The 24,906-nt window shown below is 55.9% G+C and carries 30 protein-coding genes and 1 riboswitch; of the genes, 3 read left to right on the top strand and 27 right to left on the bottom strand.

The features are described from left to right. Nucleotides 1–194: 194 nt before the first annotated feature. The 3 genes from JMF85_RS08570 to JMF85_RS08560 all read right to left on the bottom strand — a co-directional run bounded on the left by JMF85_RS08570 (nucleotide 195) and on the right by JMF85_RS08560 (nucleotide 2,374). Nucleotides 195–968, bottom strand: coding sequence for a thiazole synthase (locus JMF85_RS08570; protein WP_127609924.1), 774 nt, complete (start codon nucleotides 966–968; stop codon nucleotides 195–197). A gap of 63 nt (nucleotides 969–1,031) precedes the next feature. Next, nucleotides 1,032–1,232, bottom strand: coding sequence for a sulfur carrier protein ThiS (gene thiS, locus JMF85_RS08565; RefSeq protein WP_201318063.1), 201 nt, complete (start codon nucleotides 1,230–1,232; stop codon nucleotides 1,032–1,034). Nucleotides 1,233–1,320: 88 nt separating this feature from the next. Continuing rightward, a riboswitch (TPP riboswitch) is annotated at nucleotides 1,321–1,462 on the bottom strand. Nucleotides 1,463–1,480: 18 nt separating this feature from the next. Next, nucleotides 1,481–2,374, bottom strand: coding sequence for a nucleotidyltransferase-like protein (locus JMF85_RS08560; RefSeq protein WP_141336587.1), 894 nt, complete (start codon nucleotides 2,372–2,374; stop codon nucleotides 1,481–1,483). A gap of 144 nt (nucleotides 2,375–2,518) precedes the next feature. On the opposite strand from JMF85_RS08560, the gene JMF85_RS08555 reads away from it, so the two are divergent. Next, complete coding sequence (locus JMF85_RS08555; RefSeq protein ID WP_127609918.1) at nucleotides 2,519–2,917, top strand: DUF2614 family zinc ribbon-containing protein; 399 nt, start codon at nucleotides 2,519–2,521, stop codon at nucleotides 2,915–2,917. Between the two features lie 74 nt (nucleotides 2,918–2,991). Here the strand turns inward: JMF85_RS08555 and JMF85_RS08550 are convergent, their stop codons facing one another. From JMF85_RS08550 to JMF85_RS08495, 12 genes are all read right to left on the bottom strand, one after another. Further along, nucleotides 2,992–4,731 (bottom strand): glycosyl hydrolase family 18 protein, encoded by a 1,740-nt coding sequence (locus tag JMF85_RS08550; protein WP_201318062.1) that lies wholly within the window; start codon nucleotides 4,729–4,731, stop codon nucleotides 2,992–2,994. A gap of 107 nt (nucleotides 4,732–4,838) precedes the next feature. Continuing rightward, nucleotides 4,839–5,267: a peroxide-responsive transcriptional repressor PerR gene (gene perR, locus JMF85_RS08545; RefSeq protein ID WP_054798219.1), complete on the bottom strand. Its 429-nt coding sequence runs from the start codon at nucleotides 5,265–5,267 to the stop codon at nucleotides 4,839–4,841. A 160-nt stretch (nucleotides 5,268–5,427) separates the two neighbouring features. Then, nucleotides 5,428–6,687 (bottom strand): DUF4097 family beta strand repeat-containing protein, encoded by a 1,260-nt coding sequence (locus tag JMF85_RS08540; protein WP_127609914.1) that lies wholly within the window; start codon nucleotides 6,685–6,687, stop codon nucleotides 5,428–5,430. A gap of 12 nt (nucleotides 6,688–6,699) precedes the next feature. After that, nucleotides 6,700–7,329 (bottom strand): hypothetical protein, encoded by a 630-nt coding sequence (locus JMF85_RS08535; protein WP_127609912.1) that lies wholly within the window; start codon nucleotides 7,327–7,329, stop codon nucleotides 6,700–6,702. Nucleotides 7,330–7,342: 13 nt separating this feature from the next. After that, nucleotides 7,343–7,822 carry an anti-sigma factor family protein gene (locus tag JMF85_RS08530; protein WP_054798215.1) on the bottom strand — a complete coding sequence of 160 codons (480 nt, stop codon included), beginning with the start codon at nucleotides 7,820–7,822 and terminating at the stop codon, nucleotides 7,343–7,345. Further along, the gene (locus JMF85_RS08525) at nucleotides 7,773–8,375 is read right to left on the bottom strand and encodes an RNA polymerase sigma factor (RefSeq protein ID WP_054798214.1); all 603 of its coding nucleotides are present in this window, start codon (nucleotides 8,373–8,375) and stop codon (nucleotides 7,773–7,775) included. The genes JMF85_RS08530 and JMF85_RS08525 overlap by 50 nt, the downstream gene beginning before the upstream one ends. A 98-nt stretch (nucleotides 8,376–8,473) precedes the next feature. Next, nucleotides 8,474–9,172 (bottom strand): MgtC/SapB family protein, encoded by a 699-nt coding sequence (locus JMF85_RS08520; RefSeq protein ID WP_054798213.1) that lies wholly within the window; start codon nucleotides 9,170–9,172, stop codon nucleotides 8,474–8,476. Between the two features lie 159 nt (nucleotides 9,173–9,331). After that, entirely contained in the window at nucleotides 9,332–9,790 is a 459-nt protein-coding gene (locus tag JMF85_RS08515) for a GNAT family N-acetyltransferase (RefSeq protein ID WP_127609910.1), read from the bottom strand. A 201-nt stretch (nucleotides 9,791–9,991) separates the two neighbouring features. After that, entirely contained in the window at nucleotides 9,992–11,440 is a 1,449-nt protein-coding gene (gatB, locus tag JMF85_RS08510) for an Asp-tRNA(Asn)/Glu-tRNA(Gln) amidotransferase subunit GatB (protein ID WP_127609908.1), read from the bottom strand. 18 nt (nucleotides 11,441–11,458) lie between these two features. Continuing rightward, entirely contained in the window at nucleotides 11,459–12,916 is a 1,458-nt protein-coding gene (gene gatA / locus JMF85_RS08505) for an Asp-tRNA(Asn)/Glu-tRNA(Gln) amidotransferase subunit GatA (RefSeq protein WP_127609906.1), read from the bottom strand. A 28-nt stretch (nucleotides 12,917–12,944) separates the two neighbouring features. Next, on the bottom strand, nucleotides 12,945–13,232 hold the full coding sequence (gatC, locus tag JMF85_RS08500; protein WP_054798212.1) for an Asp-tRNA(Asn)/Glu-tRNA(Gln) amidotransferase subunit GatC: 288 nt from the start codon (nucleotides 13,230–13,232) through the stop codon (nucleotides 12,945–12,947). Between the two features lie 289 nt (nucleotides 13,233–13,521). Continuing rightward, on the bottom strand, nucleotides 13,522–13,899 hold the full coding sequence (locus tag JMF85_RS08495; protein WP_054798210.1) for a hypothetical protein: 378 nt from the start codon (nucleotides 13,897–13,899) through the stop codon (nucleotides 13,522–13,524). 129 nt (nucleotides 13,900–14,028) lie between these two features. On the opposite strand from JMF85_RS08495, the gene JMF85_RS08490 reads away from it, so the two are divergent. Together JMF85_RS08490 and JMF85_RS08485 are read left to right on the top strand one after the other, a co-directional pair. Then, nucleotides 14,029–15,117 (top strand): HupE/UreJ family protein, encoded by a 1,089-nt coding sequence (locus JMF85_RS08490; protein WP_164751949.1) that lies wholly within the window; start codon nucleotides 14,029–14,031, stop codon nucleotides 15,115–15,117. 3 nt (nucleotides 15,118–15,120) lie between these two features. Next, nucleotides 15,121–15,339, top strand: coding sequence for a hypothetical protein (locus JMF85_RS08485; protein ID WP_054800237.1), 219 nt, complete (start codon nucleotides 15,121–15,123; stop codon nucleotides 15,337–15,339). 71 nt (nucleotides 15,340–15,410) lie between these two features. Here JMF85_RS08485 and JMF85_RS08480 read toward each other — a convergent pair whose 3' ends face one another. The 12 genes from JMF85_RS08480 to JMF85_RS08425 form a co-directional block, all read right to left on the bottom strand. Then, nucleotides 15,411–16,601 carry a M24 family metallopeptidase gene (locus JMF85_RS08480; RefSeq protein ID WP_127609902.1) on the bottom strand — a complete coding sequence of 397 codons (1,191 nt, stop codon included), beginning with the start codon at nucleotides 16,599–16,601 and terminating at the stop codon, nucleotides 15,411–15,413. Between the two features lie 85 nt (nucleotides 16,602–16,686). Further along, on the bottom strand, nucleotides 16,687–17,316 hold the full coding sequence (locus JMF85_RS08475; protein ID WP_236595786.1) for a hypothetical protein: 630 nt from the start codon (nucleotides 17,314–17,316) through the stop codon (nucleotides 16,687–16,689). Continuing rightward, complete coding sequence (locus JMF85_RS08470; RefSeq protein WP_230876198.1) at nucleotides 17,264–17,767, bottom strand: hypothetical protein; 504 nt, start codon at nucleotides 17,765–17,767, stop codon at nucleotides 17,264–17,266. Before JMF85_RS08470 ends, JMF85_RS08475 begins: the two co-directional genes overlap by 53 nt. 84 nt (nucleotides 17,768–17,851) lie before the next feature. Continuing rightward, nucleotides 17,852–18,010 carry a hypothetical protein gene (locus JMF85_RS08465; protein WP_164751948.1) on the bottom strand — a complete coding sequence of 53 codons (159 nt, stop codon included), beginning with the start codon at nucleotides 18,008–18,010 and terminating at the stop codon, nucleotides 17,852–17,854. Between the two features lies 1 nt (nucleotide 18,011). After that, a complete protein-coding gene (locus JMF85_RS08460) occupies nucleotides 18,012–18,188 on the bottom strand; it encodes a hypothetical protein (RefSeq protein ID WP_164751947.1) in 177 nt (58 codons plus the stop codon). Nucleotides 18,189–18,216: 28 nt separating this feature from the next. After that, nucleotides 18,217–18,384 carry a hypothetical protein gene (locus JMF85_RS08455; RefSeq protein ID WP_155615044.1) on the bottom strand — a complete coding sequence of 56 codons (168 nt, stop codon included), beginning with the start codon at nucleotides 18,382–18,384 and terminating at the stop codon, nucleotides 18,217–18,219. A gap of 5 nt (nucleotides 18,385–18,389) precedes the next feature. Next, nucleotides 18,390–19,292 (bottom strand): hypothetical protein, encoded by a 903-nt coding sequence (locus JMF85_RS08450; protein WP_127609900.1) that lies wholly within the window; start codon nucleotides 19,290–19,292, stop codon nucleotides 18,390–18,392. A gap of 27 nt (nucleotides 19,293–19,319) precedes the next feature. Then, nucleotides 19,320–20,303 carry a type II secretion system F family protein gene (locus JMF85_RS08445; protein ID WP_201318061.1) on the bottom strand — a complete coding sequence of 328 codons (984 nt, stop codon included), beginning with the start codon at nucleotides 20,301–20,303 and terminating at the stop codon, nucleotides 19,320–19,322. Next, nucleotides 20,300–21,802 carry an ATPase, T2SS/T4P/T4SS family gene (locus tag JMF85_RS08440; protein WP_236595785.1) on the bottom strand — a complete coding sequence of 501 codons (1,503 nt, stop codon included), beginning with the start codon at nucleotides 21,800–21,802 and terminating at the stop codon, nucleotides 20,300–20,302. The genes JMF85_RS08445 and JMF85_RS08440 overlap by 4 nt, the downstream gene beginning before the upstream one ends. Before the next feature lie 25 nt (nucleotides 21,803–21,827). Next, nucleotides 21,828–23,075 carry a CpaE/TadZ family protein gene (locus JMF85_RS08435; protein ID WP_054798207.1) on the bottom strand — a complete coding sequence of 416 codons (1,248 nt, stop codon included), beginning with the start codon at nucleotides 23,073–23,075 and terminating at the stop codon, nucleotides 21,828–21,830. A gap of 2 nt (nucleotides 23,076–23,077) precedes the next feature. After that, nucleotides 23,078–23,980, bottom strand: coding sequence for an SAF domain-containing protein (locus JMF85_RS08430; protein WP_054798206.1), 903 nt, complete (start codon nucleotides 23,978–23,980; stop codon nucleotides 23,078–23,080). A 166-nt stretch (nucleotides 23,981–24,146) separates the two neighbouring features. Next, a partial coding sequence (locus JMF85_RS08425) for a hypothetical protein (RefSeq protein WP_201318060.1) occupies nucleotides 24,147–24,906 on the bottom strand: 760 nt, incomplete at its 5' end.

Below are 24,906 nucleotides of genomic sequence, written 5' to 3'. Positions count from 1 at the left end.
CACCTAACTCAATGCAAGCATTTTTTTATTTCCAATTCTTCACTGCTTGCTTCTCACCTTCTTAAAAGATAAGTCCTTTTAAGCGGCGAGAATTAATTTAACATATGCCTAAGTCGAAAGTCAAGCTAGTAGCCAAAATTTTTTTCTGTCTTAAAAAGAAGGGGCAGGCAGTCCTGCGCAGCCCCTTCCCACTCCTATTCGATCATGCCTTCAACCGGACTGCTGGCTGATGCATACCGCTTCTTCGGTATTCGTCCGGCCAAAAAACCTTTGCGTCCGGCTTCAACGGCAAGCTTAAATGCTTCAGCCATTAAAGCAGGGTTAGCCGCGCCGGCCACGGCCGTATTCAATAACACACCGTCGGCGCCCAATTCCATCGCAAGCGCAGCATCCGCCGGACCGCCGATGCCCGCATCGACAATAATCGGCACCTTCGCTTCTTCAATAATAAACCGCAGGTTGCCCGGGTTCACAATCCCTTGGCCCGAACCTATTGGAGAAGCGCCCGGCATGACCGCAGCGGCACCCGCTTCTTGAAGCTTTCTTGCCAAGATTGGATCGTCCGACGTGTAAGGCAGCACGATAAAACCTTCTTCTACTAATATCTTGGTCGCTTCCAGAGTGCCTACAGGATCGGGAAGGAGCGTTCTCGGATCGCCGATGACTTCAACCTTGATCATATCGCATAGTCCGGACGCTTTGGCTAAACGGGCAATTCTCACCGCTTCATCGACGGTGTAAGCTCCTGCCGTATTCGGAAGCAGTCTGAATTTCCTCAGATCAAGCGTTTCTAGAAAATTAGGCGCTTCCGGATTGTCTATCGGCAGACGGCGAATCGCGAATGTGAGCACCTCGGCTTCCGAAGCCCGAACTGCATCCGCCTGAATGTCCAGCGACGTAAACTTGCCCGTGCCAAGCAGCAAACGCGATTTAAACTCATAGGGACCGATTTTCAACAGGTCAGTCATGTTATTCTTTCTCCTTTTCTAGTACGATTCTAGTACGATGGTTTAACTCAAGCTCATGAAGACTTAACCGCCACCCACAAAATGAACGATTTCCAATTGATCGCCTTCCTGTAAGGGTGTGCTTTCATACTGATGCCGTTCAATAATTACACGGTTTAGTTCGACGACTAATATTTTGTGCTGCAACTTAAAAAAACCGAGCAGCTCCGCGACCGTCGCCACGCCGCTTACCTCGCGCACTTCTCCGTTAACGACCAACTTCAACGGTGTCCCTCCTCCGATTTTTGCCCGGCTCAAGCAAAAAAAGCCAACCTGTGCAGGTTGACTTCATGACCAAATGCCGAATGATCGCTCATGCATTCGTCCACTTCCCTACGCTGGCATCATCCAGTGACGTCCGCACGAAATGGCGCGGGCCGCCGAGTCAGGTTCCAAGGGTCAAAGAAAGCTTCTTTATCTCAGCCCCGCATCTTGAGGCTCCCCTAGTGGCTATTCGATTGTCTATCATTATATCATATCACCTGGTTTTTGACACCTCTGACATCCCGATATCGCAGCTCCAGCAATTTCAGTTCGGGATCGGCCGTCACTACAACCTCTTTGGCGAGCGATTTCTTGACGAGTTTATTCAACAGCAGAGGAAGTTCGTTCCTGACGTCGGACAGCCCCGGCGACTGCTGCAGCTCTTGCACACTCCAAGCTTCCTCGCGGCTGGCAAGTAAATTGAGCAGCGGCTTACAGCAGCGCTGCATTTTGGACATGACGGAAAACTCACATGCCAGCAGTACTAATTCGACCCGCTGCTTCAGTGTCTCTTTGCTCAAGGTAAGCTCCTCATACAGCTTGTATACGCCGGGATTGATCATTCTCACCTGGCTCCAGACCGTCACCTCCGGGTGGTAGCCCGCTTCGACAATCACGATGCGCGCCCAATGGTGCAGCGCTTCCAGTATAATGTTGTAAGCGTCAAGAAGGTGTTCTTCCGCCAAATAGTCTTTGCTCTGCGTGTAACTGCGCAAAAACTTGGAAAACTCGATCAGCAGCTTATGCTCCCTTAATTCGGCAGGGAACTCCAGCATCCGATGACGCAGACTCTCCAGATACGTTTCGCGATCCAAAAGTATCTCCCCTTTTAAGATCCAGAAAATGAAATTGCGCTGCTCGCCGTGCAGGATCAATTCGTCGAGCGACTCGGGAGTGATCCATCTTTCTTGTATACGCAACTTGTCTTTTATATAATGAATTTGTTGATGCGCACGATCGACTTGACTGCTGACGACGAGTATCAGATAATCAAAGCCGTCGGTTACAGCTGAATATAGCGACTGATGATCAACCGCAAGCACGCTAAGGACGGTGGCATCGTGCCGGAATCTTTGTAAACACTGGTGTTTTAACGATTCCATGAGTAGAAAAAAGCCCCCTGACTTAAAAGAAGCATGAATTGATCGTTATGTTCTATATTCTTATGTATTTCTACATGAATCCTCAATTTCCTGCATTTTTTTGTGACAAAACTCACAATTCTTAAGCGAAAGAAGTGACGTATCGTGCGATTCAAATCCAGTAAGGCTAACGAGTTCCGATTATGGGGATTGCTGCTTACGATGGGCGGCATGGCGCTTATGATTCTGGGCTTGGCGGGTATCGTTTTCGAATGGGGGACGGCCGGGCGGTTTTTCGCCGCGGTCGGAATGGTAATCGGCGCAATCATGATGCTGGTCAGCATGGGCATCTATTTCGCGGCCGGTATGATGTCCACAAGCGCTGTCGTCGTCGTTTGTCCGGAATGCGGCAAAGCGACGAAAATTATCGGCAAAACGGATCGATGCATGTTTTGTAAAACGATCCTTTCTTTGGACCCGGCTCACGCGCCCAAAGAAAACGACGAGCCCGTTGTCGGTGTAACCGATACCGTATCAAAAGAAGAACGCACGACGACTACGTAGTGTCGAGCCTAAACGAAAAAGCGGCTGACCTTCGCTCAGGGCGAGGGACAAGCCGCTTTTTTTGTCAGGCTATCTTACTTCAATTCCTCATTCACCCATTTCCAGGCTTCCGGCACTTCAAATCCTCTGCGCCATGAAGCGACGCCGGCCAGATCATACTTTTTAACGAGTGCGATTCTCGCCCGAACGCTCGTTTCGTCTTCAATCCAAATTTTTGCGGGCTTGCCTTCTTCCGTAAACTCCAAGTAATTTTGTCCGGACTCCTCGTCAAATTTCGCTTCGATCTTCTGTTCGCGCATAATCCGCTGGGGCATCTCCATAAATACGGCCCTGGAGCTGACGGTCGTCTTGCCGTCCTTCACGCCTTCCGTCCATACGCGAGAATAAAAGGGAATGCCGAGAATCAGCTTGGAGGGCGGGATTTTATCCTCTTTCAGCAGGCCTTGGATCGAGCTTTCTACCCAGGGCAAGGACGCGACGGAACCCGCTTTCGGACTGCTCGCCCAATGCTCGTCGTACGCCATCAGCATCATATAATCGACCGATTCGATCAGCGCCTTCCGGTCGTAAAACATCGACCACATTTTGCTGCCTGAGCGCGGCGTCACATCTATAGAGACGACGAGACCTTGTTCATGCAGAAGCGGCGTCATTTCCCGAACGAATTGAACAAGGTTCTGCTTGTCGTCCAGGTCGACATTCTCGAAGTCGATGTTAATCCCCTGCAGGCCATACATTTGAGCAAAGCTCAGCAGCTGCTTCGTCATCTTCATCCGCTTGTCGTAAGTGGATAAAGCTTCTGTCGTCCGTTTCGGATCAAAGCCATTGCTGAACAGCGCCCACACCTGGTAGCCTCTGGACTTCGCCCATTTCACGTAGGCGGGGTCGGCCAAATTTTGCAAATTGCCGTCGCCGTCCTGCAAGTGAAACCAGGTCGGACTGACGACATCGAGTCCGGGCATTGCCGGAATTTTGGATGTGTCCGGATTTTTACTGACGACGTGCTCCCAGGTCACGTTGATTTTACCGGTAATCGGCTGCTTCGGCATAAAAGCCGGTTCAGGCGCTTTGGCCGGTACGGTCTCCTCGCGGTCAGCAGCCAATTGCTCCTTGCGTACGTAGCCTGTATAGCCGCTAACAAGCTGAACGCGATACCAATCGCCTTCTTCTCCCCATACGATCACGCTCTCCTGCTGCCTCAAATCGGCCAAAATCGGAGCTTTGATCGATGGGCTGCGCCGCATGTCAATCGTCTTATCGGGCTTCCCGTCATAAGCAACTGTCTTAAACCAGCGGATGGTCTCTCCTTCTTTAAACAGGAGAACCGCGCCCGTTTCGGCCGATTCGCGCAAATCGATCTGGTACAAATCTTTCAACGGTTCTATCGGCAAGTATAGCTTGCCATTCGATTTCTCCAGCGGGAACTTCAGCGTAAACGACTTTTCGTTAATCAAACCGGTCAATTCACTCGTTCGCAGCCGAACCACTTTATTTTGCGTCGTGATGATGGTGGACTCCGTTTTTTGCTCATAAACGAGGGTTGAATCGATCCGTTCTCGAACGGTTTCAAAAGACAGCTTCAGCGATTCCTTGCTGCCGATAGCCGGGTCTTTCATCATCCCTCCCTGATAAAAGACGGGTTTCGGATTTCCTTGAAAGTCGGGCTGCACATGCTGCCGATTCGGGACATAGACCGCCCAATAATAAGTGCCGAGGATGAGTGCGCAGCCGATAGCCAACATGAATAACAGCCACCTTATTGTGCGGTTCTTATTGCTGCGGGTTCCCCCGGCCGGTGGAAATTTCGAATCCATAGTTTCACTCCTGTGTGCGGTCGGGTTGTAAAAAAAAGGACGCATTCGTTTCCTGCCTTACCGGCGGAAACCGAACACGTCCATTATACCGTAATTCTAGTAAACTATCATGTTGTCTTCATAGCGCACTCGGAGCAAATGCCGTAAACTTCCACCCGATGGCTCTTTACGCGAAATCCGGTCATCTCCCCGGCTGCCCGCTCCAGCTCATCAAGCGGCTTATAGGCAAAATCAACCAGCTTGCCGCATGATTCGCAAAGCGCATGATAATGATCCGACAGATCTGCATCGAACCGGCTGGAATTATCGCCATACGTCATTTCACGAACTAATCCCGCTTCGAGGAACACCTTCAAATTGTTATACACCGTCGCTACGCTCATGCTGGGAAACTGAGGAGATAGAGCTTTGTATATTTCATCCGCCGTCGGATGCGTCATCGTATTCAGCAAATAGGAAAGAATGGCGTGACGCTGCGGCGTCATCCGTACTCCCATCGTCTTCAGCTTATGAAGCGCTTGCCCCAATGCATTCATTGTGTTCACCGCCCAACCCAAGATAAACCGATACGCCATCCCATCCAAAAGACCGGCGCGCTGCCCTGGTGATGCGAGGGTAGAAGTACAGCAACTTATACGTTCCGATCAACCAAGGAAATCTGTATCACTTTATTTTACCCGTGTTTTCACCTAATTGTCAATCGGACGCTTTGACGGATAGGGAACTGTTCGTTTCGATATGAATGGTATGTGCGCCGCTGCCGATCGTTCCGTGAATCGTCTTCTTCTCCACGGTAAGCGGCAGGTCGGTATGGACTGTACCCTGGTCTGCTTCACCATTCACCCGGTAATTGCCGCTTCTCGGTAGCTTTAATTCAATATCGCCGTGAGAAGTCTTCACGTCCCAATCGCCTTCGACCTGCGAAGAGACGATATGAACCTTACCGTTCGTCGTTTCCGTCTTCAATTGCTTGAACGCGCCGTCTGCCGAGATCGAGCCGTTGGTCGTCTCCGCCTCCAGCCCGCCCGTATGCCGGTTGACGACAAGCTCGCCGTTGTTCGATTCCAGTCGCGCGTCCCCGCGATGATCGGTTAACTCCAGACGGCCGTTGGTCGTTTCCAGCGAAATTTCGCCGCGTGTTTTTGCGGATTTCACTTCACCGTTCGTCGTTTTCAGGTGAATCTCGCCCTCCAACTCGGTAATCACAATCCGGCCATTCGTCGATTCGGCAGAGAACGATTGTTTGATCGGGAGCTGAGCCGCTTCAATTATTCCGTTCTTCAAATACAGCGACATGCTGGTCGGGTGATGCGAAGGCACGGTGATCGTCAAATCCATACGCGGTTTACGCTTGCCGATGAAGCCGGTGCCGTATTCTTTAGGCACGGTGCGAATATCCAGCGTACTGCCGTTCAGCGTATGTTCGATGGTCGAGGCTTCGGCGATTTCCTGGGCCTCGCTGTCAGAGTCCGTATTCACGTAGACGGTCAGATCAATCTCGACTTGGTCTACGCTTCCGGGCTTCACCATGATGTTCCCGTTCGTATTGTCGATCTTCACATTGTCAACATCTGATGGCATCGGGATTTTCGTGACGCCTTTGTCAAATCGCTTGCCGTCGCGGAAACCTTCGATCACGTCGCCGATATGAATGCCTTCAAAGCCTTTCAAACCTTCAAACCGCTTAAAAATGTCGGTGGTTTGCGTACTGAACAGTACGACGGCGGAAACGACTACCGCAAAGACCAGACCGCCGATATCGAGACGCAGCGGGCGGCTCCCGTCACCGTACCTCATGTTGTAAAAAATATATTCCAGTCCCAGCATAATGAACAAGGCCGGCCACCAATCCAGCAGCCGGCTCGCGAGCCCTGCATCCGTCAGTTTATCGGCGATGACGGCGCCTCCGACAAGCACGAGAATGAGGGCTGCGGTGTAGCGGCCTACTTTTAACATGCGGAACACTCCCTATTTTTTCATCGATTCTTTGAAAAACAAAGCAAGTCCAATCCCGATCAATATCAAAGCCCCGAACGTCGAGCCCAAAAAGTCGAATACCGAGTCAAGCCATGCCGGCTTGCCCGCAGCCAAAAACAAAATCACACCGGCCATGATAAGCAAATATCCGAAATTGTTGCCTTTGCCCCACTTCGTAGACGGCTTCTCTACCGCCGAGGTCAAAGGATCGAAGCCGGTCTGCCCCTGCAAATCGCCAGGTCCGCCCCACCCATTCACGCGATCGGTCTGCTGTAAAGCGTCAAAGATATTATAGAAATACACGACGGGGAGCAGTAGCGAAAACAAAACGATTAAAGGGATGCTTACGCCAATCGAAAAATAAACGATCGCAAAAATATCCAGCATAAACAGCACCATGATTCCGAGTCCACGCTGCATCAAACCTAAGTACAACTGACCGGTACCGGGAATCAGAAACGAAAGAATGCCGGAAATCCACTTGTTTTTGCGCGGGCGCCGCGGTACGAACGGATCATAGAGCGGCTTGCTCGATTGCCCCCATCGCTCCATCCTTTCTCGAAGGAACTCGTCCTCGCGATCTTGCTCCGGCTTGCTTATGTTGTTGGTTTGCTCTTCCATCATTTGATCCCCCTTACGAAAGCAGATGTCGTGAAACCGTCTCGACGGCTTGATATAGTTGAATGGCACCGTTACGTACGCCGGATTCCAGGCCGTCCGCGCTAAATGAAGTGATTTTGCCGATAATGCCGGTTGCGATAAACAGGTAAGTCGCCGCGATAGCAACCATCCCGTTCATCAGCTCCGAGCTTCGCTTCGGCTTACGGGCGGCTTCCGAGCGAAAAACCCGGTCAGACGGGCTGAGGGACGAGCTGCCGTCTCCCGAACGGGCATCGGTCTTCAGCGCTTGCAGCACCCGCTCGGACATGCCGGCAGGCGCGGATATTAGCGGAAGCTCGTTAAGCGCGAGCTCCACGTCCAGAAACGCGGAAAGCCGTTCTCTGCAAAAAGAGCAGTCGTTCAGATGACGCCGGATCCTTCTCGTCTCCAGCTCAGGGCAGCGATTATTCAGATAATGTAACAGCTCGTGATCTTTTGGATGTATGCCTGTCATGCCCGCCCACCTCCAACCATTTTTCTTTGAGCATCGATTTCCCGCGGTAAAGTCTCGTTTCGATTGTCTTGATCGGTAAACCGGTTACGCCCGCAATCTCTTGGTAGGACAACTGCTTATAATGATACAAGTACATCACCAGCTTGTATTTGTCCGGCAAATCGGCAAGCAGCTTCTGTATCGTCTGCTGCTCTTCTTTCAAAAGCGTCTTGGCCTCCGGTTCTTCTTTCCGGTCTCCGAACCAGCCTTTCACTTTATCCATGATGGCTTCGTAAGGTTTGCGCTTCTGGGATCTGCGGTAATCCGTCACTAAATTGACCGTTAACCGATAAATCCAAGTCTTCAGCTGCGAATCCCCGCGAAAACGCTCCACCCCTCGGAATAGCTTCAGAAATACTTCTTGCGTCAAGTCCTCCGCGGTTTCCCGATGTTCGACCATGCGGTAAATCAGCGTATACACATAATCCTGATAGCGTTCCATCAGAATGCGGTACGCCGCATCATCGCCTTGACGGATCAGGTCGACCAGTTGTTCATCCGTCATGCTTCCCATCGTTTCACCGCCTCGGTTATGTTTCTCGAATTCTTAGACGAAGGATCATGAAAGTCCCCTTCATTTTTTCAAAAAAACGGAATCGTCTTTTCGTCGGGTTAGTCCAGAGACACAGAGCGCACGCCTTCCAGCCGCAGAAGCTCTTCGATCATCTCAGACACCTTGGCACCCTTGGATAAACGAACCGAAAGCGTGATGAGAATCCGCGCAGCCTCGTCCGCGTCGACAGGCGCTTCTTCTACGGATAGCTTTTGAATATCGCAGCCTTTGCTGCCCAGAAGCTGCGTAACCCGTCCCAGCAAGCTTGGAATGTCCGCAGCTTCCAGCTTCAGACTGCGCACTTTTCTATGGTGCATATATCGTTTCTCAACCAGATTAAGTACGAATAAGCTAATCAGTGCGAAAAAGCAGGCCAACCCCGCCGCATAATAAAACCCTGCGCCAATGGCTAAACCCATCGCCGCGACGACCCATAACGAAGCCGCCGTCGTCAGACCGGTAATCGATTTACCCGTATAAAGAATCGTGCCCGCGCCGAGAAAGCCTATCCCGCTGATCACTTGAGCCGCCAAGCGGGCCGGGTCCAAGCGCACATTGTCCAGCCGGGCAAAATCGGCGAAGCCATACATGGACAGCAGCATCACCAAGGTCGAGCCTAAACAAACGAGAATATGCGTGCGCAAGCCCGCCGCGCGGCTGCTCCGCTCCCGTTCGAAGCCGATGACTCCGCCGAGCAGCAAGGCAAGCACCAGTCGAAGCGTGATGTGAAACGTATCTATCGTCCAAGGGTCTTGCATCGTGTAACCCCTCCTCTGACGGTCTGGCCGTTGAACACTATTTTATTACGAATAATTTTAGAACTTGACCTTTTCCCCAAAAATAACATGCAGCGAAAAAATAGGATCTCCCGCCACGAACAGGATGCACCCGGCTTGAAGGGGCAATGAGTCCGGAGGTCACGAGTCCACGCGCTTCATAAACTTCGTCATCGTAATGCCGGGGGCAAGCAGCTGCACATGCACGGGCTCGAAGCCATGTTTCTCGTATAGGTTAACCGCCGGCGTATTATTCGTTCCCGTCGAGACGGTCATGATCCCCCCAGGGACCGCAAATGATTCGATATGCCGTAAAAGCGCGCCCGCGATACCCCGCCGGAAAAAATCCGGATGCACCATCATCCGGCAAATCGTAAGCTCTTTAGCGCTTTGCCTGCAGGCGACGGCCCCCACCAGTCGGCCTTCCTCGAAGTAACCGAAGAACGATTCTTGTGAGTCTCGCAGCGACTGGGGCGAATCGAACAGCGGCGGAATTTCTTCAAAACCGACAAGCTCAGCCTCGATGCGATAAGCAATCTGCTGAAGCTCCAGAAGTTGAAGCACCTGCGGCATATCGTTCAAATCAATCGGATCGATCATCGCGTCCCACCTTTCCGTTGGATGCATATTATCAGAACCTGTTCCCCTTCGCAAGGGGAGAACGGATGCATGAGGGCTTTATACCCAGGTCAGAGACAGCGGGGCAAGGGTTCCCTTCCATAGAAGACACGGCCCTTTACGGCATGGAAAAAGGCCGTCTGCGCACGGGCAGACGGCCTTGAATATGTTAATGTATACAGATTAACGGTTAAGGCGATCCAGGATTAACTTATTGACCAATCCGGGATTCGCCTTTCCTTTGGTTTCCTTCATGACCTGACCGACGAGGAAGCCGACTGCCTTGTCCTTGCCGGCTTTAAAGTCGGCGACGGACTGCGGATTATTGCTGACGATCTGATCGACAACTGCGGCTATGGCGCCTTCGTCGCTGATTTGCACGAGGCCCTGCTCTTCGACGATGGTCTGCGGATCTTTCCCGGTTTCGAGCATCGACTTAAATACGGTTTTGGCAATTTTGCTGCTGATCGTTCCTTTCTCGATGAGACCGATCATTTCGCCAAGACTTTTGCCCGTGATTTGCACATCGGTAATCTCCAGGCCGTTCGCGTTCAAATAACCGAGCAGATCGCCCATGATCCAGTTGGACACCGCTTTAGCGTCTTTGGTGTATTTCAGACTCTCCTCGAAGAAGTCGGCCAGCTTCATGGATGCGGTAATGACTTCCGCGTCGTAGCTTGGCAAGGCATACTCCGCGACGTACCGTTTCTTCCGCGCATCCGGCAGCTCCGGAATCGAAGCCCGGACTCGTTCCTTCCACTCGTCATCGATGTACACGGCCACGAGATCCGGGTCCGGGAAATAGCGGTAGTCGTGCGCCTGCTCTTTGCCTCGCATCGGGAGCGTCTTGCCCTGCGCCTCATCCCAGCGGCGCGTCTCCTGCACGACTTGGCCGCCGCCGTCAAGCACGTCCGCTTGGCGCCATTCTTCATACTCGAGACCGCGCTGTACGCCGCGGAAAGAGTTCATGTTCTTGAGTTCGGCCTTCGTGCCGAACTGCTCTTGCCCATAAGGACGAAGGCTGATGTTGGCGTCGCAGCGCAGCGACCCTTCCTCCATCTTCACATCGGAGACGTCGCAGTATTGCATGATCGCCTTGATCTTCTCCAAATAGGCGCGGGCTTCCTCCGGAGAGCGGAGATCCGGCTCGGAGACGATCTCGATAAGCGGCGTACCGACACGGTTGAAATCGACGAGGGAGGCATACCCGCCGTCAACGTGCGTCAGCTTGCCGGCGTCTTCCTCCAAGTGAACGCGGGTAATGCCGATCCGCTTCGTTTCGCCGCCCACTTCGATTTCGATCCAGCCGTGTTCGCCGACCGGTTTATCGTACTGGGATATTTGGTACGCTTTGGGCGAATCGGGATAGAAGTAATTTTTCCGGTCGAATTTGCTTTCTGTCGCCACTTGGCAGTTCAGCGCCATGGACGCTTTCATCGCATATTCCAGCGCTTGCTTATTCAATACGGGCAGCACGCCCGGATGACCGAGACAAATCGGGCACGTGTGCGTGTTAGGCGGAGCTCCAAAAGAGGTGGAGCAGCCGCAAAATATTTTGGACTTCGTGTGCAGTTCGACGTGCACTTCGAGGCCGATGACGGTTTCATACTTTTTATCGGTTGCCGCTGTCACGTGAGGTCGCTCCTTTCATTAAAGCTGCGGGCGCTGCTTATGGAAATCGGTATGCTGCTCGTAAGCGTGCGCCACGCGCAGAATCGTCGATTCGTCGAGCGCCTTGCCGATCACCTGCAGTCCGATCGGCAATCCGTCCGCAAACCCGCACGGTACGCTGATTGCCGGAAGACCGGCTAAGTTGACAGGGATCGTCAAAATATCGTTCAAATACATCGTCAACGGGTCGCCGTGCTGCGAGCCTATGCGGAAGGCAGGCGTCGGCGCCGTCGGTCCGATGACGACGTCGTATTTCTCGAATACTTGTTCGAAGTCGCGTTTGATGAGCGTGCGCACCTTTTGCGCCTTCAAATAATAAGCGTCGTAATAACCGGAACTGAGCGCGTACGTGCCGAGCATGATCCGGCGTTTCACTTCATCGCCGAAGCCTTCGCTGCGGGATTTGAGGTAGACGTCCAGCAGGTTCTTCGGGTTGTCCGCCCGAACGCCGTAACGAACGCCGTCGAACCTTGCCAGGTTCGAGGAGGCTTCCGAGGAAGCAAGCAAATAGTAGGCCGCGACCGCATATTCCGAGTGCGGCAGCGATACCTCTTCTACGATAGCGCCGAGACCTTCGAGTGTTTTAAGCGCCGTGAGCACGGCATCTTTCACCTTCGGATCGATGCCTTGTCCGAGATACTCCTTAGGTACGGCGATTCGGAGGCCTTGGACGTCGCCGGTAAGCGCGCTGAGATAGTCGGGCACGTCGACGTCGAGCGAAGTCGAATCCATCGGGTCGTGTCCGGCGATCGCCTGAAGCAGGTAGGCGCTGTCCTCGACGTTCTTCGTCAAGGGTCCGATTTGGTCGAGCGACGATGCAAAAGCGACGAGCCCGAATCGCGAAACGAGGCCGTAGGTCGGCTTCATCCCGACGACGCCGCAGTAAGACGCCGGTTGGCGAATCGAACCGCCGGTGTCCGAACCAAGCGAGAAGAACACTTCGCCCGCTGCGACCGCCGCAGCGGAACCGCCGCTGGAGCCGCCGGGCACATAATCCGGATTCCACGGGTTATAGGTCGGATGGAAGCTCGAGTTTTCGTTGGATCCGCCCATCGCGAACTCGTCCATATTCAGCTTGCCGATCGTGACGGCTTCGGCTTGCTGCAGCTTTTTCACCACGGTGGCGTCATATATCGGGTTATAATTTTTGAGAAATTGACTGGCGCACGTCGTCGTGAGCCCTTCGGTCACAATGTTATCTTTCACACCGATCGGCAGGCCGAACAGCAGGCCTTTGGAATCGTCGGTCCCCAGCCGCGCGTCGAGGGTCTTCGCCGTTGCGCGGGCTCTCTCCTCATCCAGCGCAAGGAACGCCTTGACCTTATCTTCCACCTGAGCGATGCGCCGATACGATTCATCCACCACATCGGTTACGGAAATTTCTTTGGCATGAAGCTTGTTATGTACGTCCTGCAAACGCAAATTCAACAACGACAAGCGGATATCCTCCCTTCAATGAAGCTAATTATTCCAGCACCGCCGGTACTTTAATTTGTCCGTCCTCTTCGTCCGGCGCGTTCAGCAGCACTTTGTCAATCGGCAAAGACGGCCTGACCGTATCTTCCCGCATCACGTTCACAAGAGGCATCGCATGACTGGTCGGCTCGACATCGTCGGTATCGAGCTGGTTCAGCTGCTCCGCATATTTCAAGATGGCGCTCAGCTGTCCGGCGAACCGTTCCTTATCTTGTTCGCTCAGCTCCAAACGGGCCAGCGCCGCTACATGCTCCACATCTTTGATGGTGATACTCATCCTCTGCACCTCGCTTCTTGTCTAATCATTCCTACTATTATAGCTTAGTTGCCTTTTTAACTCAATTACAGATACGGCGTGTGCAAGCGATGCTGCAGTTGATATAATGGAGGAACCGATTTCGCGTAAAACTGCAAGCTGGCGGGGATTCATCTGGCGCAAGGTTACCTGCTAGGGAAGCCGCTTCCTGAGCCGTTGCCCGGTCATACGCTGGCTGCCGGGCTGTAAGAATCGCAAAAAGAAGCCGGACTCCTTGGCGGAATCCGGCCTTTGCCACGCTCGATTACGGTTAAATCCACGCCTTCAGATGAATTTGCCGAATGAAGTCTTGATTGGACTGTACGTCCTTGTTCGACTCCGCCGGCGCTTCCTCGCTGTCTCCGTTCATGATGCGTCGGAACAGCCCTTCGTTCTTCGTTGCAAGCGCAAAATCAATCAGCGCTTCGCGTTCAATGCGGTCGGCTTCCTGCGCAAGCAGCACTTCTTCCAGTTCGACATCGTCGCCAGGCACGAAGTGATGCTTGTTCGTCTTCGGTACGCGTACGACGTAATCAAACACATTATCCGCATTGCGATCGTATGCGATGATATATCCGTATTCGCCGATAGGCAAATTTTGTTCAAAGCTGTCCCCGATAATGATTACTTTTTGCCCTAAACGCAGCATGGTCGTTCCCCCTTCGCAAATCCGGCCTTAGCCCTCTTGATTCATGGTAGTGTTGGTATATGGGATAACTAGTTTCATAGCATATTCATTGAGAGGTGTATCATGAATCCGGCCTACAAGGGTTGTCGGTTGCTATTCTTAATTCTATTAATCATATCATTTTTTTGGGGGGTAAGCAACGATAGAGACACGGTCTACGCCCATCCGCTGAACAATGGTTATTCGTACCTGAACGTCGGTTTGAACGCCGTCGATTACGAGTTGTTCGTGCCGGAGCAAAGCCTGCTCGGATTCGATGTCGACGGAAACGGGCGTGTTCTGGGTAATGACTTGAACGAGCGGCGCGAGCAGTTGACAAGCTACCTGAGCGAGCATGTTCGTTTGATCCAGCAGGCTGAGCCGATGCGAATGACGTTGAAGGAGATGGAGCCGGCGGAAAAGGACGCTGTCTCCGGCGTCACCTTCCGGATGCGATTCGAGACGGACGCGCCGGTCAGCGGGTTCACGATCGAATACGGATTGTTATTCGATGACGTCGATCCGCTTCATCTGAATTTCGCGCTGATCGAACAAGGGGACGACCTCGACCAAGCGGTGCTGGACAGGGAGCATCGAACGTACGCGTATGCGGCGCTTCACCCGGCAGGATGGGGTACGGTCCTATGGACCTATTTCAAGCTGGGTGTCCTGCACATATGGACCGGGTACGACCATTTGCTGTTTTTGTTCTCCCTGCTGCTTGCCGTACGGCGCTGGGCGGACGCGGCATGGATAGTCACGGCCTTCACAGCGGCTCACAGCGCGACGCTGATACTGGCTGCCGTCGGGTTGTTGTCTCTGCCTCCGATTGGGGTCGAGACCGCGATTGCGCTCAGCATCTGTTACGTCGCCGCCGAAAACTTGGGGATGACTCGCCCCAGCTTGCGCCGCCGCCTCCTGCTGACGCTTGGCTTCGGACTCATTCACGGTGTCGGCTTTGCCGGAGCGCTTGAGGAAGTCGGACTGCCGCGGGCCTATTTCAACAGCTCACTCGTCAGCTTTAATGTCGGCGTGGAAGCCGGACAGCTGGGCGTGGTCGCCCTCCTTCTGCCGGCTTGGCTGAAGCTCGCCCGAACCGAAAAAGCGCGGCGGACGGTTACGATCGCCGGATCACTGCTCGTGCTCGGCTTGGCCGCTTACTGGGCTTTGGAGCGCGTCGGCTTGATCGCCGGAAGATAACGTGTGAGAGCTAACGGAGGTTCGCTCGATTGGATCCGGGAGACCGGCCGACTGCTTCGTGAAGCGGCGGGAAGCGGCTTGCCGCACTGGCGAAGCACGCATGGAAAAGCCGTACCGCCCGGTGAAGGGACGGTACGGCCTGTTGTGCATCAGGAAGCCGACAATCGTATAAATCGATGTATCGGATTCAAGCGGCCCGGCGGAGGACATCCCCGGCATTAGACCGTGCTGCGGGAACCCGCGGGGCGGCATTCGCGATACGTGACTACGCCGCCCTACCGCCCTTATCCAGCTTATAGCCGGATAAGGCCTTCGCGGGAAATCGTCAGCTTCTCGAAGCCGTCCGCCGTAATCGCATAGCTGTTCTCAATGCCGACGACACCCCTGCCGGGAAACGTAAATTTCGGCTCGACGGCAATTACCATCCCCGCCTCGAGCGGATAGTTGAACCCGCGCGCGAGTACCGGAAGTTCGTCGACCTCGAGCCCGATGCCGTGGCCGAGGAACTTCACTTGATCTCTGCCATAGCCCATATAATGGTCGGCCAGGCCGGCATCGTCTGCGAGCCGCAGCGACTCGGCGTACAGCTGCTCGCAGACGGTGCCGGGGCGCAGCAGCCCTTCGGCGCTGCGAAGGATGCGCTCGGACGCGTCATAAGCGTAGGCCAGGTCGTCCGGCAGCGAACCGAATACGACGGTACGCGTTTGGTCGATGACGTAACCGCCGATGCAGCAGCCGACATCCATCAAGATCGGTTCGTTCGTCTCGAACGGGCGGCGGCTGGAGCTTTGCGGACTCGCAGCAGACAGGCCGAGCCCGCCCGCCGGACCGTCGAAATAGGTGGGCGTCGCCGCAGCGTCGCCGGCCCCGAGCATCCCCGTAATGACTTCCTGGTTGTACCCGCGCAGGCGCATGATCCCGATATGGCCGCGTTCGCGAACAAAGTACTCCATGCGGCTCATCGCTTCGAGCTCGGTCATTCCCGGCTTCAACCAGCCAAACGCATCCTCGAATGCGTCGTTAATCACGCGGGCGGCGCTGCGAATCGCTTCGATTTCAAACGGCGATTTGATCATCCGGGTTTCGCGAATCAGCGCCGATCCGTCCTTCCACTCCACGTGCGCCAAGGATTGCTGCAGCCTCTGGAAGAGCTGCACGGGCAGCACGTCGAATTCGGCGGCCAGCTTGACCGGACTCCGGCCGGTGATGGCGGCAAGATCCGGAAACGCAGCTCCCAGCTGTCCGGCAAACTCGCGCAGCGAGCCGAGCGGCTCAACCGGCCAAGCCGATTCTTCCTCTGCGCGCGCGACGCTGCGGCGAACGAAAAACTTCGGATCTCCCGAAGCAGGGACGATCAAATACCCCGTTTGCATCGAGCCCGCCAAATAATACAAATCGACATTTTGCGTGACGACCATGCCGTCGAAACCGCCGGTCTGCAGCTTGTGCTGCAGCCGTCCCACCCTCTGTTTGTATTCGCTCATACTCCTGCCTCCCGTATGTACCGTTTCATCATGCATGCTCTAACCTTACACGCTGTATCACGGTCATGTCAAAGGAGACGGACGCCTATCGGAACCGGACGCTTGCGACGCTGCTAAGGACGATCGGCTCCTTTCGGCCGAGCCCGAGCAGCGAGCGCTCCAGCTCGACAACGGCTACAACGGACGGACCGTAGATCGTGACGCGGACGTTTCGCGTCGTTTGAAGATTGCCGCCTTCGCGTACCGTAACCGACCGGACCAGCTCGTAGGGATAAGTCGAATGCGTGACGAATTCCAGCCGGTGTACGACAGGAGCGGATTCGAGCGGACTGCCCGGCTGAGGCGTCAGATCGCCGTTCAGCTTGAAATTCAACCGTAAATAACGGAGAAAATGAGCTCTGCCCGCGGCTTCGTCCCAAACGAGCCTGCCTAGAGCCGCTTCGCCGGGATCGAGCTGAAGCGAGGCGGCGCGTACGGCATGATCGAGCAGCGGCTTCGCTCGGCTCAGGCTGTGCCCGTGAAGCAGCCAATTCCAGGCGACGACCCACAGGAACGAGGCGGCGGCCACCCCGAGCAAAGCGAACAGCACCAGATGCAAGCCGCCCTGCTCGTCGTTCCAAAAGCGCAGCACCCCCGGTGCATTCGCGCCTACCGCAGACCGGCTACTCATATGCTTCGCTTTGGCCATACAATTCCAGGCGATAAAAGCCTTCATGCTCGGACGGACTCGCTCCCCCGCCGACCGCGCGCAGCATGCGGGTGACATTCGGCGCCGGATAGGTGACGACGAGCTTCACGACCGGATCGGCCGCGCTGCGCAGCACGAGCGAACCGGTGCTGCCGGCGTAGGAAGGATATATCGTTCCGTTCAAGTTCACGCCCTCCATGCCGAGCTCGGCAAGGCGAGCGGTTAAGCGGTTTCGAATGTCCGGGCTGACGTATCCGACGGCCTCCGCCTCCTTCAATGCATGGTTGGCTAACGTATGAAGATGGTTCGCTTTCATCGCGTACACGAAGAAAGGAACGATAGCGAAGGACAGAAATAACAGCAGCGGCATCACAAACAACGTTACGAGCACGTTGGCCATGCCCCGCTCGTCCCGCCATACCCCGAACGCGAACTCAACCGCGCTATTCGAACTCTGTGCGTGACGCATGCGGTTCATATGTTCGTTCGCCCCCCGGCTTTCCGACCGTTTCTCTTTTCTCCAATAAGGGAGGACTCCGCCGAATATTACACTTCACCTCCGTCAATTCGTTACGTAATCGAAGCTGCGGATTTTCATGGTCATCGTGTCGTGGCCGTTCCGCACCTCGTCCTGAAGCCCGCCGGCGCCCGGTCGGAACACATACGTACAAATGCCGAAAATGAAGACGACCATCAGGCATAAGATTACGATTTTACTCATCTTAAGGCGCCGTTGCGGTCACGTTGCCGTTCGTCTGATTGACCGTAGCCGTCGTGATGCTCGTATTGATGCTGCCGCCTTTGGAGCCGACGGCGGGCCCGATTCGAGTGCCGGCGACAAACATCGCCGCCCCTCCCAGCAATACGGTAAGCAAACACGCAATGACCAATTTCCCCATACTTTCTGCACCCTTTCTTCATGAAATCTTATTGAAACGCTGCTTCAATGCGTGCCCGGGTTTGCGTTCCAGCCGTTCCCGCAGCAGGCGCCAGCTGGCTCCCGACGACATATAACGCGGTGCCGCCGAGCAGCACGGTGACAAGCACGGCAATCACGAGCTTGGACAAACCGGATTTCCCCCCTTCTTCAGACAAGCTCCTTATCCTTGAAAGCTCGTCCTTAACTGCTCTGAAATCGATACCAGCCACGGGTACAAAAACAGCAGCACGATGACGGCAAACGGCACCATGATGTAGAAGCTGATCCAAATCGGCGCATTCTCCAGCTTACGATTAATTTCAGCCGATAGCGTCGCCTCAATGCCTGCGGTTTGCTCCTTCAATACTTTAGCCACCTCATGCGAATCCGCCCGGCGAATCGCCTCTAAAGCATTCACAAGCGGATACGCCTCGGAAATCCCGACCCCATCGCGAAACCGCCTTATCGCAGTCCCGCGGTCCTTTCCCCAAAGGACGGCGAGCTCCTGCAAGTAAGGCTTGAGCAGCACGAGCGGCCGGCCTGCGCGAAGCAGCAGCTCCCGAATATCGGCTCGTTCGCTCACGCAAACGGACAAGCGATGAGAGAGCTTGGCAATCTCCATCAGCAGCCTCGCCTTACGGGAATGCCCCGCCGCCAGCAGCCCAACATGAGGCAGCGACCACCCGGCCCCGAAACCTAGAATAAGCTTAACCACCAGACCAGCATCCGGGGGAAATGAAAACGCCGTACCCGAAATTCGTTCGGCAGCCATATGCGCCATCCCCAGCAAGCCTGCCAACGTGGCGCCAAGCAGACCTTGGAGCTGTCTATAGCGGGCAAAGCTCCATTGCGCGGAAACCCCGGCCAAACGGGCTTTCTCGAGAAAAGCCCGCTCTTTGGCGGATCGCTTCTCCGCCTCGCGCGGCGTTAACCGGCTCAAGCGTTCCCGTTCCCGGAGCCGTTCCAGCATAAACGCGAGCCGGCTTGTCCGTCCGATCCGTATCGTACCCGCCAGCGTAAAGGAAAGCATGGCGCTGCCCACTGCAAACATGCCCAGCCAACCATATCCTCCAAGCCCGTTCATTGTTCACCTCCTTCCCGCACGCGAATTTCAGAAAGCCCGGCGGCCCGAACGAATGACCAGCAGCATCGAGACGAACATGACAGCGAACGAAAGAAGCAGCAGCGTTTTCCCCACAGGGTCAACAAAATAATGACGGTAGTTGTGCGGATCGGCGTACACATTAAATCCGATAATAAAAAAAGCGAAAAAGACCATAAACGTAGTGCCGATCCGATATACCGTAATCATGGCCAGCCGATTTTCTTCGTGCCGTTTGGACGTCTGCATCTTGCCGACCAAGTGGTGAAGCGATTCCGTCATATCGGTTCCGTAATGAACCCCGATCAGCAGCAGATCCGTCAGGTCATGCGCCCATTCGTTGTCCACCCGCTCGGCAAACTCATACAACGCTTCGTCGATCGACTTCATATGCAGGGCGAGCTCCAGGCGGCGCCACTCTCCGCGGACCTCGTCCGGCATCGTCAGCGAGCAGCCCGCTATCACCTCGGCGAGCGTCAACCGCGGCCGATAGTGTCCGATTATATTTTGCACGACCATGATCATCCGCAGCGCAATTCTTTGACGCTTGCGCTGCACGCGAAACCGGATCAGGATGTACGGGATCGAACCGGCTATTAGCGACACGACGGCGCTCAAGGGCCATACATGAACTTCGCTCAACCCCGCATCGCCTAATGCGATATGCCGGGAAGTCGTTTGCAACAGCGCATCCGAGCCGAACAAGCCGACCAGCCCAAGCAGCAGCATGCCGGTGATGACAGTCTCCGCCCCCAGGCTAAGTCCGGCCAAATCCAGCTCCTCCCTCAGATGGCGAACCGGCTTGGCAAGAAGCAGCCGCTGCAGCCGCGACGACTGCGAGGCAGAGCGATACAACGCCGGATGCCGACGGCGGTAATCCCAGACGGCGGTTAGCCGCCGCTGCAGCCATATCGTAACCGCCAGCGAACCGGCGGCCCAGCTACCGAGCAGCATGTTTTTCGCCGCCGCATACCAGACCAGCGAATCGTTCATTCGTCCCACACCCCCAAGGCTTGAAAATCGCCGGGCTGCGCTCCGCCCGCAAGCAAGTGATCGGTCAGCGATTTACTGAACCGTTGTCCGGTAAACCGCCACGTCTGCGCCGCATAATCCCACTCGACGAGCGGGCGGACGCATACCTCTTGATTCTCATTCACCGAAAGCTCGGTGATCTCGGTGACGACCCGAACGGGCCGGCCTGCTACATTCACAAGGCGCAAGAAGATGAGCACGTTAAACGCTCTCGCCACCCGCCGCATCGCATCCCCCGCATCGTGATGACGGCCGTCTTGCTTGATCATATCGACCACGTCGCTGACGAATGAATCGCGGTACTTCGTATGCATCGTCCCCATCATATCGTGTCCGCGCAGCGCGCCCTGCACCATTTGCGCCACTTCGGCCCCTTTAGCCTCGCCGACGATGACCCAATGCGGACTCATGACCAGCAGCGGCTTGAACGACTCTTCCATGGAAAGCTGGATGTCCTCCACTTCCCGTACCGCCAAAATGTTTCGCTTCCCCCGCAGCCGCTCGCGCAGCGCCACCTCGAACTCCTTCTCCAAGGTCCGGATCCGTTCCGATTCGGGAATTTCACCGGCCAGTGCGAATAAAAACGTCGTTTTTCCAGTTGCGGTGCCGCCTCCGATCAGCAGGCTGGCATGATGCCGCACGAGCAGCCGCAGCAGTTCGGCCATCGGCTCATTCAACGTTTGCAGACCGACCAATTGCGAGAGCGTAACGTCCTTGACGATGAAATTGCGAATATGAATGCTCGGCACGTCGGAATACGGCGGACGAGTCATGACGAGTCGCGACCGGTTCCACATGTACGATTGAACGAACGGCTTCCGTTCGTTAATCGGCTTTTTCCCGCAGAGCGCCAGCCGGTCCTGCAGCCGCAGGACGTCTTCAAGCGAGGAGAACGTCCGGGAATGCCGCTCCATCCGACCTCCTTTCAATAAAAATATATCGGCGCCGATCACCTGCACTTCCTCCACATCGGGCAGCCGGTACAAATCCTCGATCAAGCCGGCGCCGCACGTTTCGGCAAAGATGCATTCGGTCGGCGTTAAGGGCGCGATTAGCGTCGACGGTTCGACATGCAAGCGGTATTCGACCAGCAGCGTCTCAATAACCGCCTTCATGCGCCACTGCGCCATCGGCTCGCCGAGGCCGGCTTGGATAATGTCTTCATACAGCGGCTGATCCGTTTTGGAGCGTTCCGTCAAATGCTCATAGATCAATGCGGCGGCAGCCTTTAGCGGGAGCCTCCGTTCTCGGCGGGTTTCCGCCGCTGCTGCGTTTGCCAGGTTTGCCACAAGGCCGTTCCTTACGAAGTGCTGCCCCGCTTGCGTCAGCTCCTTCACGTACCGCGCTGCGTCGAACCTGACGCGCGGGCGCACCGAGTACCGCATTTCGGTTCCCGATCCTTGCGGTTCTGGCGGCCCGACAGCACCTTCGGCATCGTTATTCATCCACCCGCTCGACATGTTCTTCGCTCCTCCTCTCCAGTCTCTAGCCGAACTTCGCCGCGAACCGATGGAGCCAGCTTATTTTCGGACGTACGGCCGTTACGGGTGCGGCACCCGCCGACATAGCTTCGTCCTGCCCGTCCAGCTGCGCTGCGAGTCCATCAATACTGGCGGTGAATGGTTCGGCGCCCGGCCGATCGTACAGCGGAACGCCTTCGTCGGCGCTGGCGAGTCCCAATCCTCCGGGCACGTTCGGTACAGCGGCCGCCAGACGCATACCCAAATAATCGGCGATCCGCTCCGGCCTGTCCCCGTCATACGACCGATTCACGATGAGCGATACGTCTTTGGGCGCAAGCCCGCAGTAAGACCAAAAGCAAGCGTACCATTCGCCCCAGCTTGTCCGATAAGACGCATACCGGTTTTGCGTGACGAGCCAGCGGTGATCCGCTTCCCGCACGGCACAAATCGTAGCCGCATTATCCGGATAACTGTTGACGTCGATGAATGTTACATCGAAAGCTTGACGCGCCGCCGCGATCAGATGGGTCATCATCTCCGGCGTCACGTCCTGCGCCGTGTCCCGCCTCGGAGATCCGGGCAAAATGTAAAGCGGCAGCCGCTGCCGGTAACGAATGCAAGCGCCGACCAGCTCTTCCGGCCGCAGCCGCTGCGTCTGCAGCTTGGAGCGAATGACAAACGAGGCCATGCCGGGGTCGTTCACATTCAGGCGCGCCTTCACTTCCGGATTGCGCAGATTAGCGTCGATCAAACCGACGCGAATCCCGCCGCGCGAAGCGAGCGCCAGCGCCGTATTCAACGCAACAGTCGTCGCGCCGTCCTTGCTTGCTGCCCCCCACACGGTCACGACCGCTCCGTTCACAGCGCCCGGCTCCTGCCGGTACGATTCGCGGACAGCTTCGCCCTGCAGAAACGAGACGAAGGCCTCGATCCTACTCCGGCCCTCTATACCGGCCGGCAGGACAGCAAAGGACAACGCATCGGCAAGCCGGCAAATCGCTTCCATCATAAACGAGTCGGAAACCGTCTCATCGAGCGCCACCATAATTCGCGCCTGAGGCTGCAGTCGGCGCAGGGCCGGCATCCAATCCCAGGGATAGGCGTCATATCCGATACCGCTATGGACAGCGATGGCATCATAGGGTTCGGCGAGCCGGGAGAACATCGCTTCCCGCCCCGTCACTTTATCCGGCGCGACTGACCAAGCCTGCTCCCGTTCCAGCCCTTGCTCCGGCGTCTCGCTGTCCGGATATGCGATCAAGGTTCTCATCGTTAGGGTTTCACCTCCTGTGTTCGCGCTTGCGACGGTTGCGCGCGTTGAGCCGGTTGCGCAGAAGGCTCCTGCTTCGGCGCTTCGGACAGCGCGACCTTCGGGCGTACTGCCGCCGCTTGCGGTTCCGGCGAGAACGCGTCCGCCTCCTTCAGGCGCGTATAAAGCTCGGTCACTTTGCCTCCGCCCGTCATCCGGGTCGTCAAATCCGGCAGCGCCAGCTTGATGCGGCCTCCGGTGCCGCCGATCACATAAGCCTCATACACCTCATCGCTCATGATATACGTGTTGAGCTCCGGCTTCCCGTTCGGCTTGGAGCGCGTCTCCTGCAGCGCGGCTTTCGCCGAGGGAATGATCGGATCGAGCGTCCCGCCATCGACGACCTCCTGGCCTTCCGCCGTTTTGACCGCCGCTACCGGCAACTGTTCAATAATTTTGACCGCCCCCACGCCGGTGATTACACCTGACGGGTCCGCAATCGCTCTGGGCGATTCGAATTCGACCCATACATCGACTCGATCGCCGCGCCGTACCATATTGTTGACATTGACAGTCGCGTCCGTTTTAAAGCTAAAATAACGTTCGTCGTTCAACGGCGTCATGCGCGTATCCGTCAATTTCCACGGCAGCAGCTCCTCGTCGCTGTCGATCGGAACCGTTACGGTTTGGCCTAGCACGAATTGCGGATTCGTGACGGCTTGCGGATGATGCGCCGCTTGAGCGATGCGGACGGTTCTCAGCATGCTTGCCTCGATCACCTGTCCGCTCTGCAGCAGACGAACGGGCTTTATCGTTTCCATCGACTGCATCTCGACCTCCGTATGTTTCATGAAATACCAGTACCCGCCGACCGAACAAGCCATCAGCAACAAGCCGAGCAAGCCGCCGATCCATGGTTTTTGCAAATGACTCCCCCTTCCTGCCTCAAGACGTCTGCTACACGCATCCACTAACTCACGGCATTAGGCGTAGCGAAAGCGCTGCGGCCATTTCAATTCCTGCAGCAAGCTCCGCCTTACTTTTTTCCAACGGGAACGAAACATCGCAAGCTCCTCCTCCCTTTACGATTTATCATGGGTCCAGCGCCAGCAGGCGGCGAAGGAATCTCGGCACAAGCGACGGGGAAGCCGACCGGCGCACCGGTTTAAGCTCTGACGGGAGCCAGCGCTCCACCCAAGCCAGCACCGCTTGCGTCACGATCGGATGCTCAACCGGCAAGCGCCCTCTCCACCCGCTCTCCGCAACGCCCGCAAAATCGACCGCAGGCACGAGACAGCCCGGACGTTCCGGGAGCAGCCGCAGCCAGGCCGCCTGCTCCGCGCGCGGCAAGCATTTGTTGGCAAAGCCGTACAACCGGCGTCCCGGCCGGACTTCGTCCAGCAAAAATTGCAAACGCCGTCTGCTCGCGGATAATTGAAGCTTGTGGACGAGCGGGTCGACGACATAAATGACGTCGGTCGCCGTTTCCAATAACGAACGCGTCTCCGGTTGTTCCCAGCGATCGCCGATATCGACGATCAAAACCGGCCGCCGCACCGCATGAAACAGCTTCAACCAAGCGCCCGCGTCAGCGAAGGCGGAAGCCCCCTCATCGGCAGCGGCTGCCCCGGACGCTGCCGATGAGGGCAGCCACAACGTCTGCCCCCGCTCCCAGGCCGGCCCCTCGGGCCGCAGCCCGCCGCCGTCTTCGTCATAGTAGCGGTAATGCGGCGGTGCGTGCTGATCCGCGAACAACAGCGCGGCCAGCTCCGCGCGCGGCGAAGGCGGCTCGATCACGGCGTGCGCCACGCCGCGCTCGTGCAGCGCCTGGGCCAGCGCCAGCGCAATGAAC

It is taken from the genome of Paenibacillus sp. EPM92, assembly GCF_016586185.1.
Lineage (GTDB): Bacteria > Bacillota > Bacilli > Paenibacillales > NBRC-103111 > Paenibacillus_G > Paenibacillus_G validus.
This window is presented reverse-complemented; position numbering and strand designations above follow the sequence as displayed.

Bases quoted from the DNA above. Each gene is read 5' to 3' on its own strand.
- JMF85_RS08570 (WP_127609924.1), bottom strand. From the start codon at position 968: ATGACTGACCTGTTGAAAATCGGTCCCTATGAGTTTAAATCGCGTTTG.
- JMF85_RS08560 (WP_141336587.1), bottom strand. From the start codon at position 2,374: ATGGAATCGTTAAAACACCAGTGTTTACAAAGATTCCGGCACGATGCC.
- JMF85_RS08550 (WP_201318062.1), bottom strand. From the start codon at position 4,731: ATGGATTCGAAATTTCCACCGGCCGGGGGAACCCGCAGCAATAAGAAC.
- perR (WP_054798219.1), bottom strand. From the start codon at position 5,267: ATGAATGCATTGGGGCAAGCGCTTCATAAGCTGAAGACGATGGGAGTA.
- JMF85_RS08540 (WP_127609914.1), bottom strand. From the start codon at position 6,687: ATGTTAAAAGTAGGCCGCTACACCGCAGCCCTCATTCTCGTGCTTGTC.
- JMF85_RS08535 (WP_127609912.1), bottom strand. From the start codon at position 7,329: ATGGAAGAGCAAACCAACAACATAAGCAAGCCGGAGCAAGATCGCGAG.
- JMF85_RS08530 (WP_054798215.1), bottom strand. From the start codon at position 7,822: ATGACAGGCATACATCCAAAAGATCACGAGCTGTTACATTATCTGAAT.
- JMF85_RS08525 (WP_054798214.1), bottom strand. From the start codon at position 8,375: ATGGGAAGCATGACGGATGAACAACTGGTCGACCTGATCCGTCAAGGC.
- JMF85_RS08520 (WP_054798213.1), bottom strand. From the start codon at position 9,172: ATGCAAGACCCTTGGACGATAGATACGTTTCACATCACGCTTCGACTG.
- JMF85_RS08515 (WP_127609910.1), bottom strand. From the start codon at position 9,790: ATGATCGATCCGATTGATTTGAACGATATGCCGCAGGTGCTTCAACTT.
- gatC (WP_054798212.1), bottom strand. From the start codon at position 13,232: ATGAGTATCACCATCAAAGATGTGGAGCATGTAGCGGCGCTGGCCCGT.
- JMF85_RS08495 (WP_054798210.1), bottom strand. From the start codon at position 13,899: ATGCTGCGTTTAGGGCAAAAAGTAATCATTATCGGGGACAGCTTTGAA.
- JMF85_RS08480 (WP_127609902.1), bottom strand. From the start codon at position 16,601: ATGAGCGAATACAAACAGAGGGTGGGACGGCTGCAGCACAAGCTGCAG.
- JMF85_RS08475 (WP_236595786.1), bottom strand. From the start codon at position 17,316: ATGAAGGCTTTTATCGCCTGGAATTGTATGGCCAAAGCGAAGCATATG.
- JMF85_RS08470 (WP_230876198.1), bottom strand. From the start codon at position 17,767: ATGAACCGCATGCGTCACGCACAGAGTTCGAATAGCGCGGTTGAGTTC.
- JMF85_RS08465 (WP_164751948.1), bottom strand. From the start codon at position 18,010: ATGAGTAAAATCGTAATCTTATGCCTGATGGTCGTCTTCATTTTCGGC.
- JMF85_RS08460 (WP_164751947.1), bottom strand. From the start codon at position 18,188: ATGGGGAAATTGGTCATTGCGTGTTTGCTTACCGTATTGCTGGGAGGG.
- JMF85_RS08450 (WP_127609900.1), bottom strand. From the start codon at position 19,292: ATGAACGGGCTTGGAGGATATGGTTGGCTGGGCATGTTTGCAGTGGGC.
- JMF85_RS08445 (WP_201318061.1), bottom strand. From the start codon at position 20,303: ATGAACGATTCGCTGGTCTGGTATGCGGCGGCGAAAAACATGCTGCTC.
- JMF85_RS08440 (WP_236595785.1), bottom strand. From the start codon at position 21,802: ATGTCGAGCGGGTGGATGAATAACGATGCCGAAGGTGCTGTCGGGCCG.
- JMF85_RS08435 (WP_054798207.1), bottom strand. From the start codon at position 23,075: ATGAGAACCTTGATCGCATATCCGGACAGCGAGACGCCGGAGCAAGGG.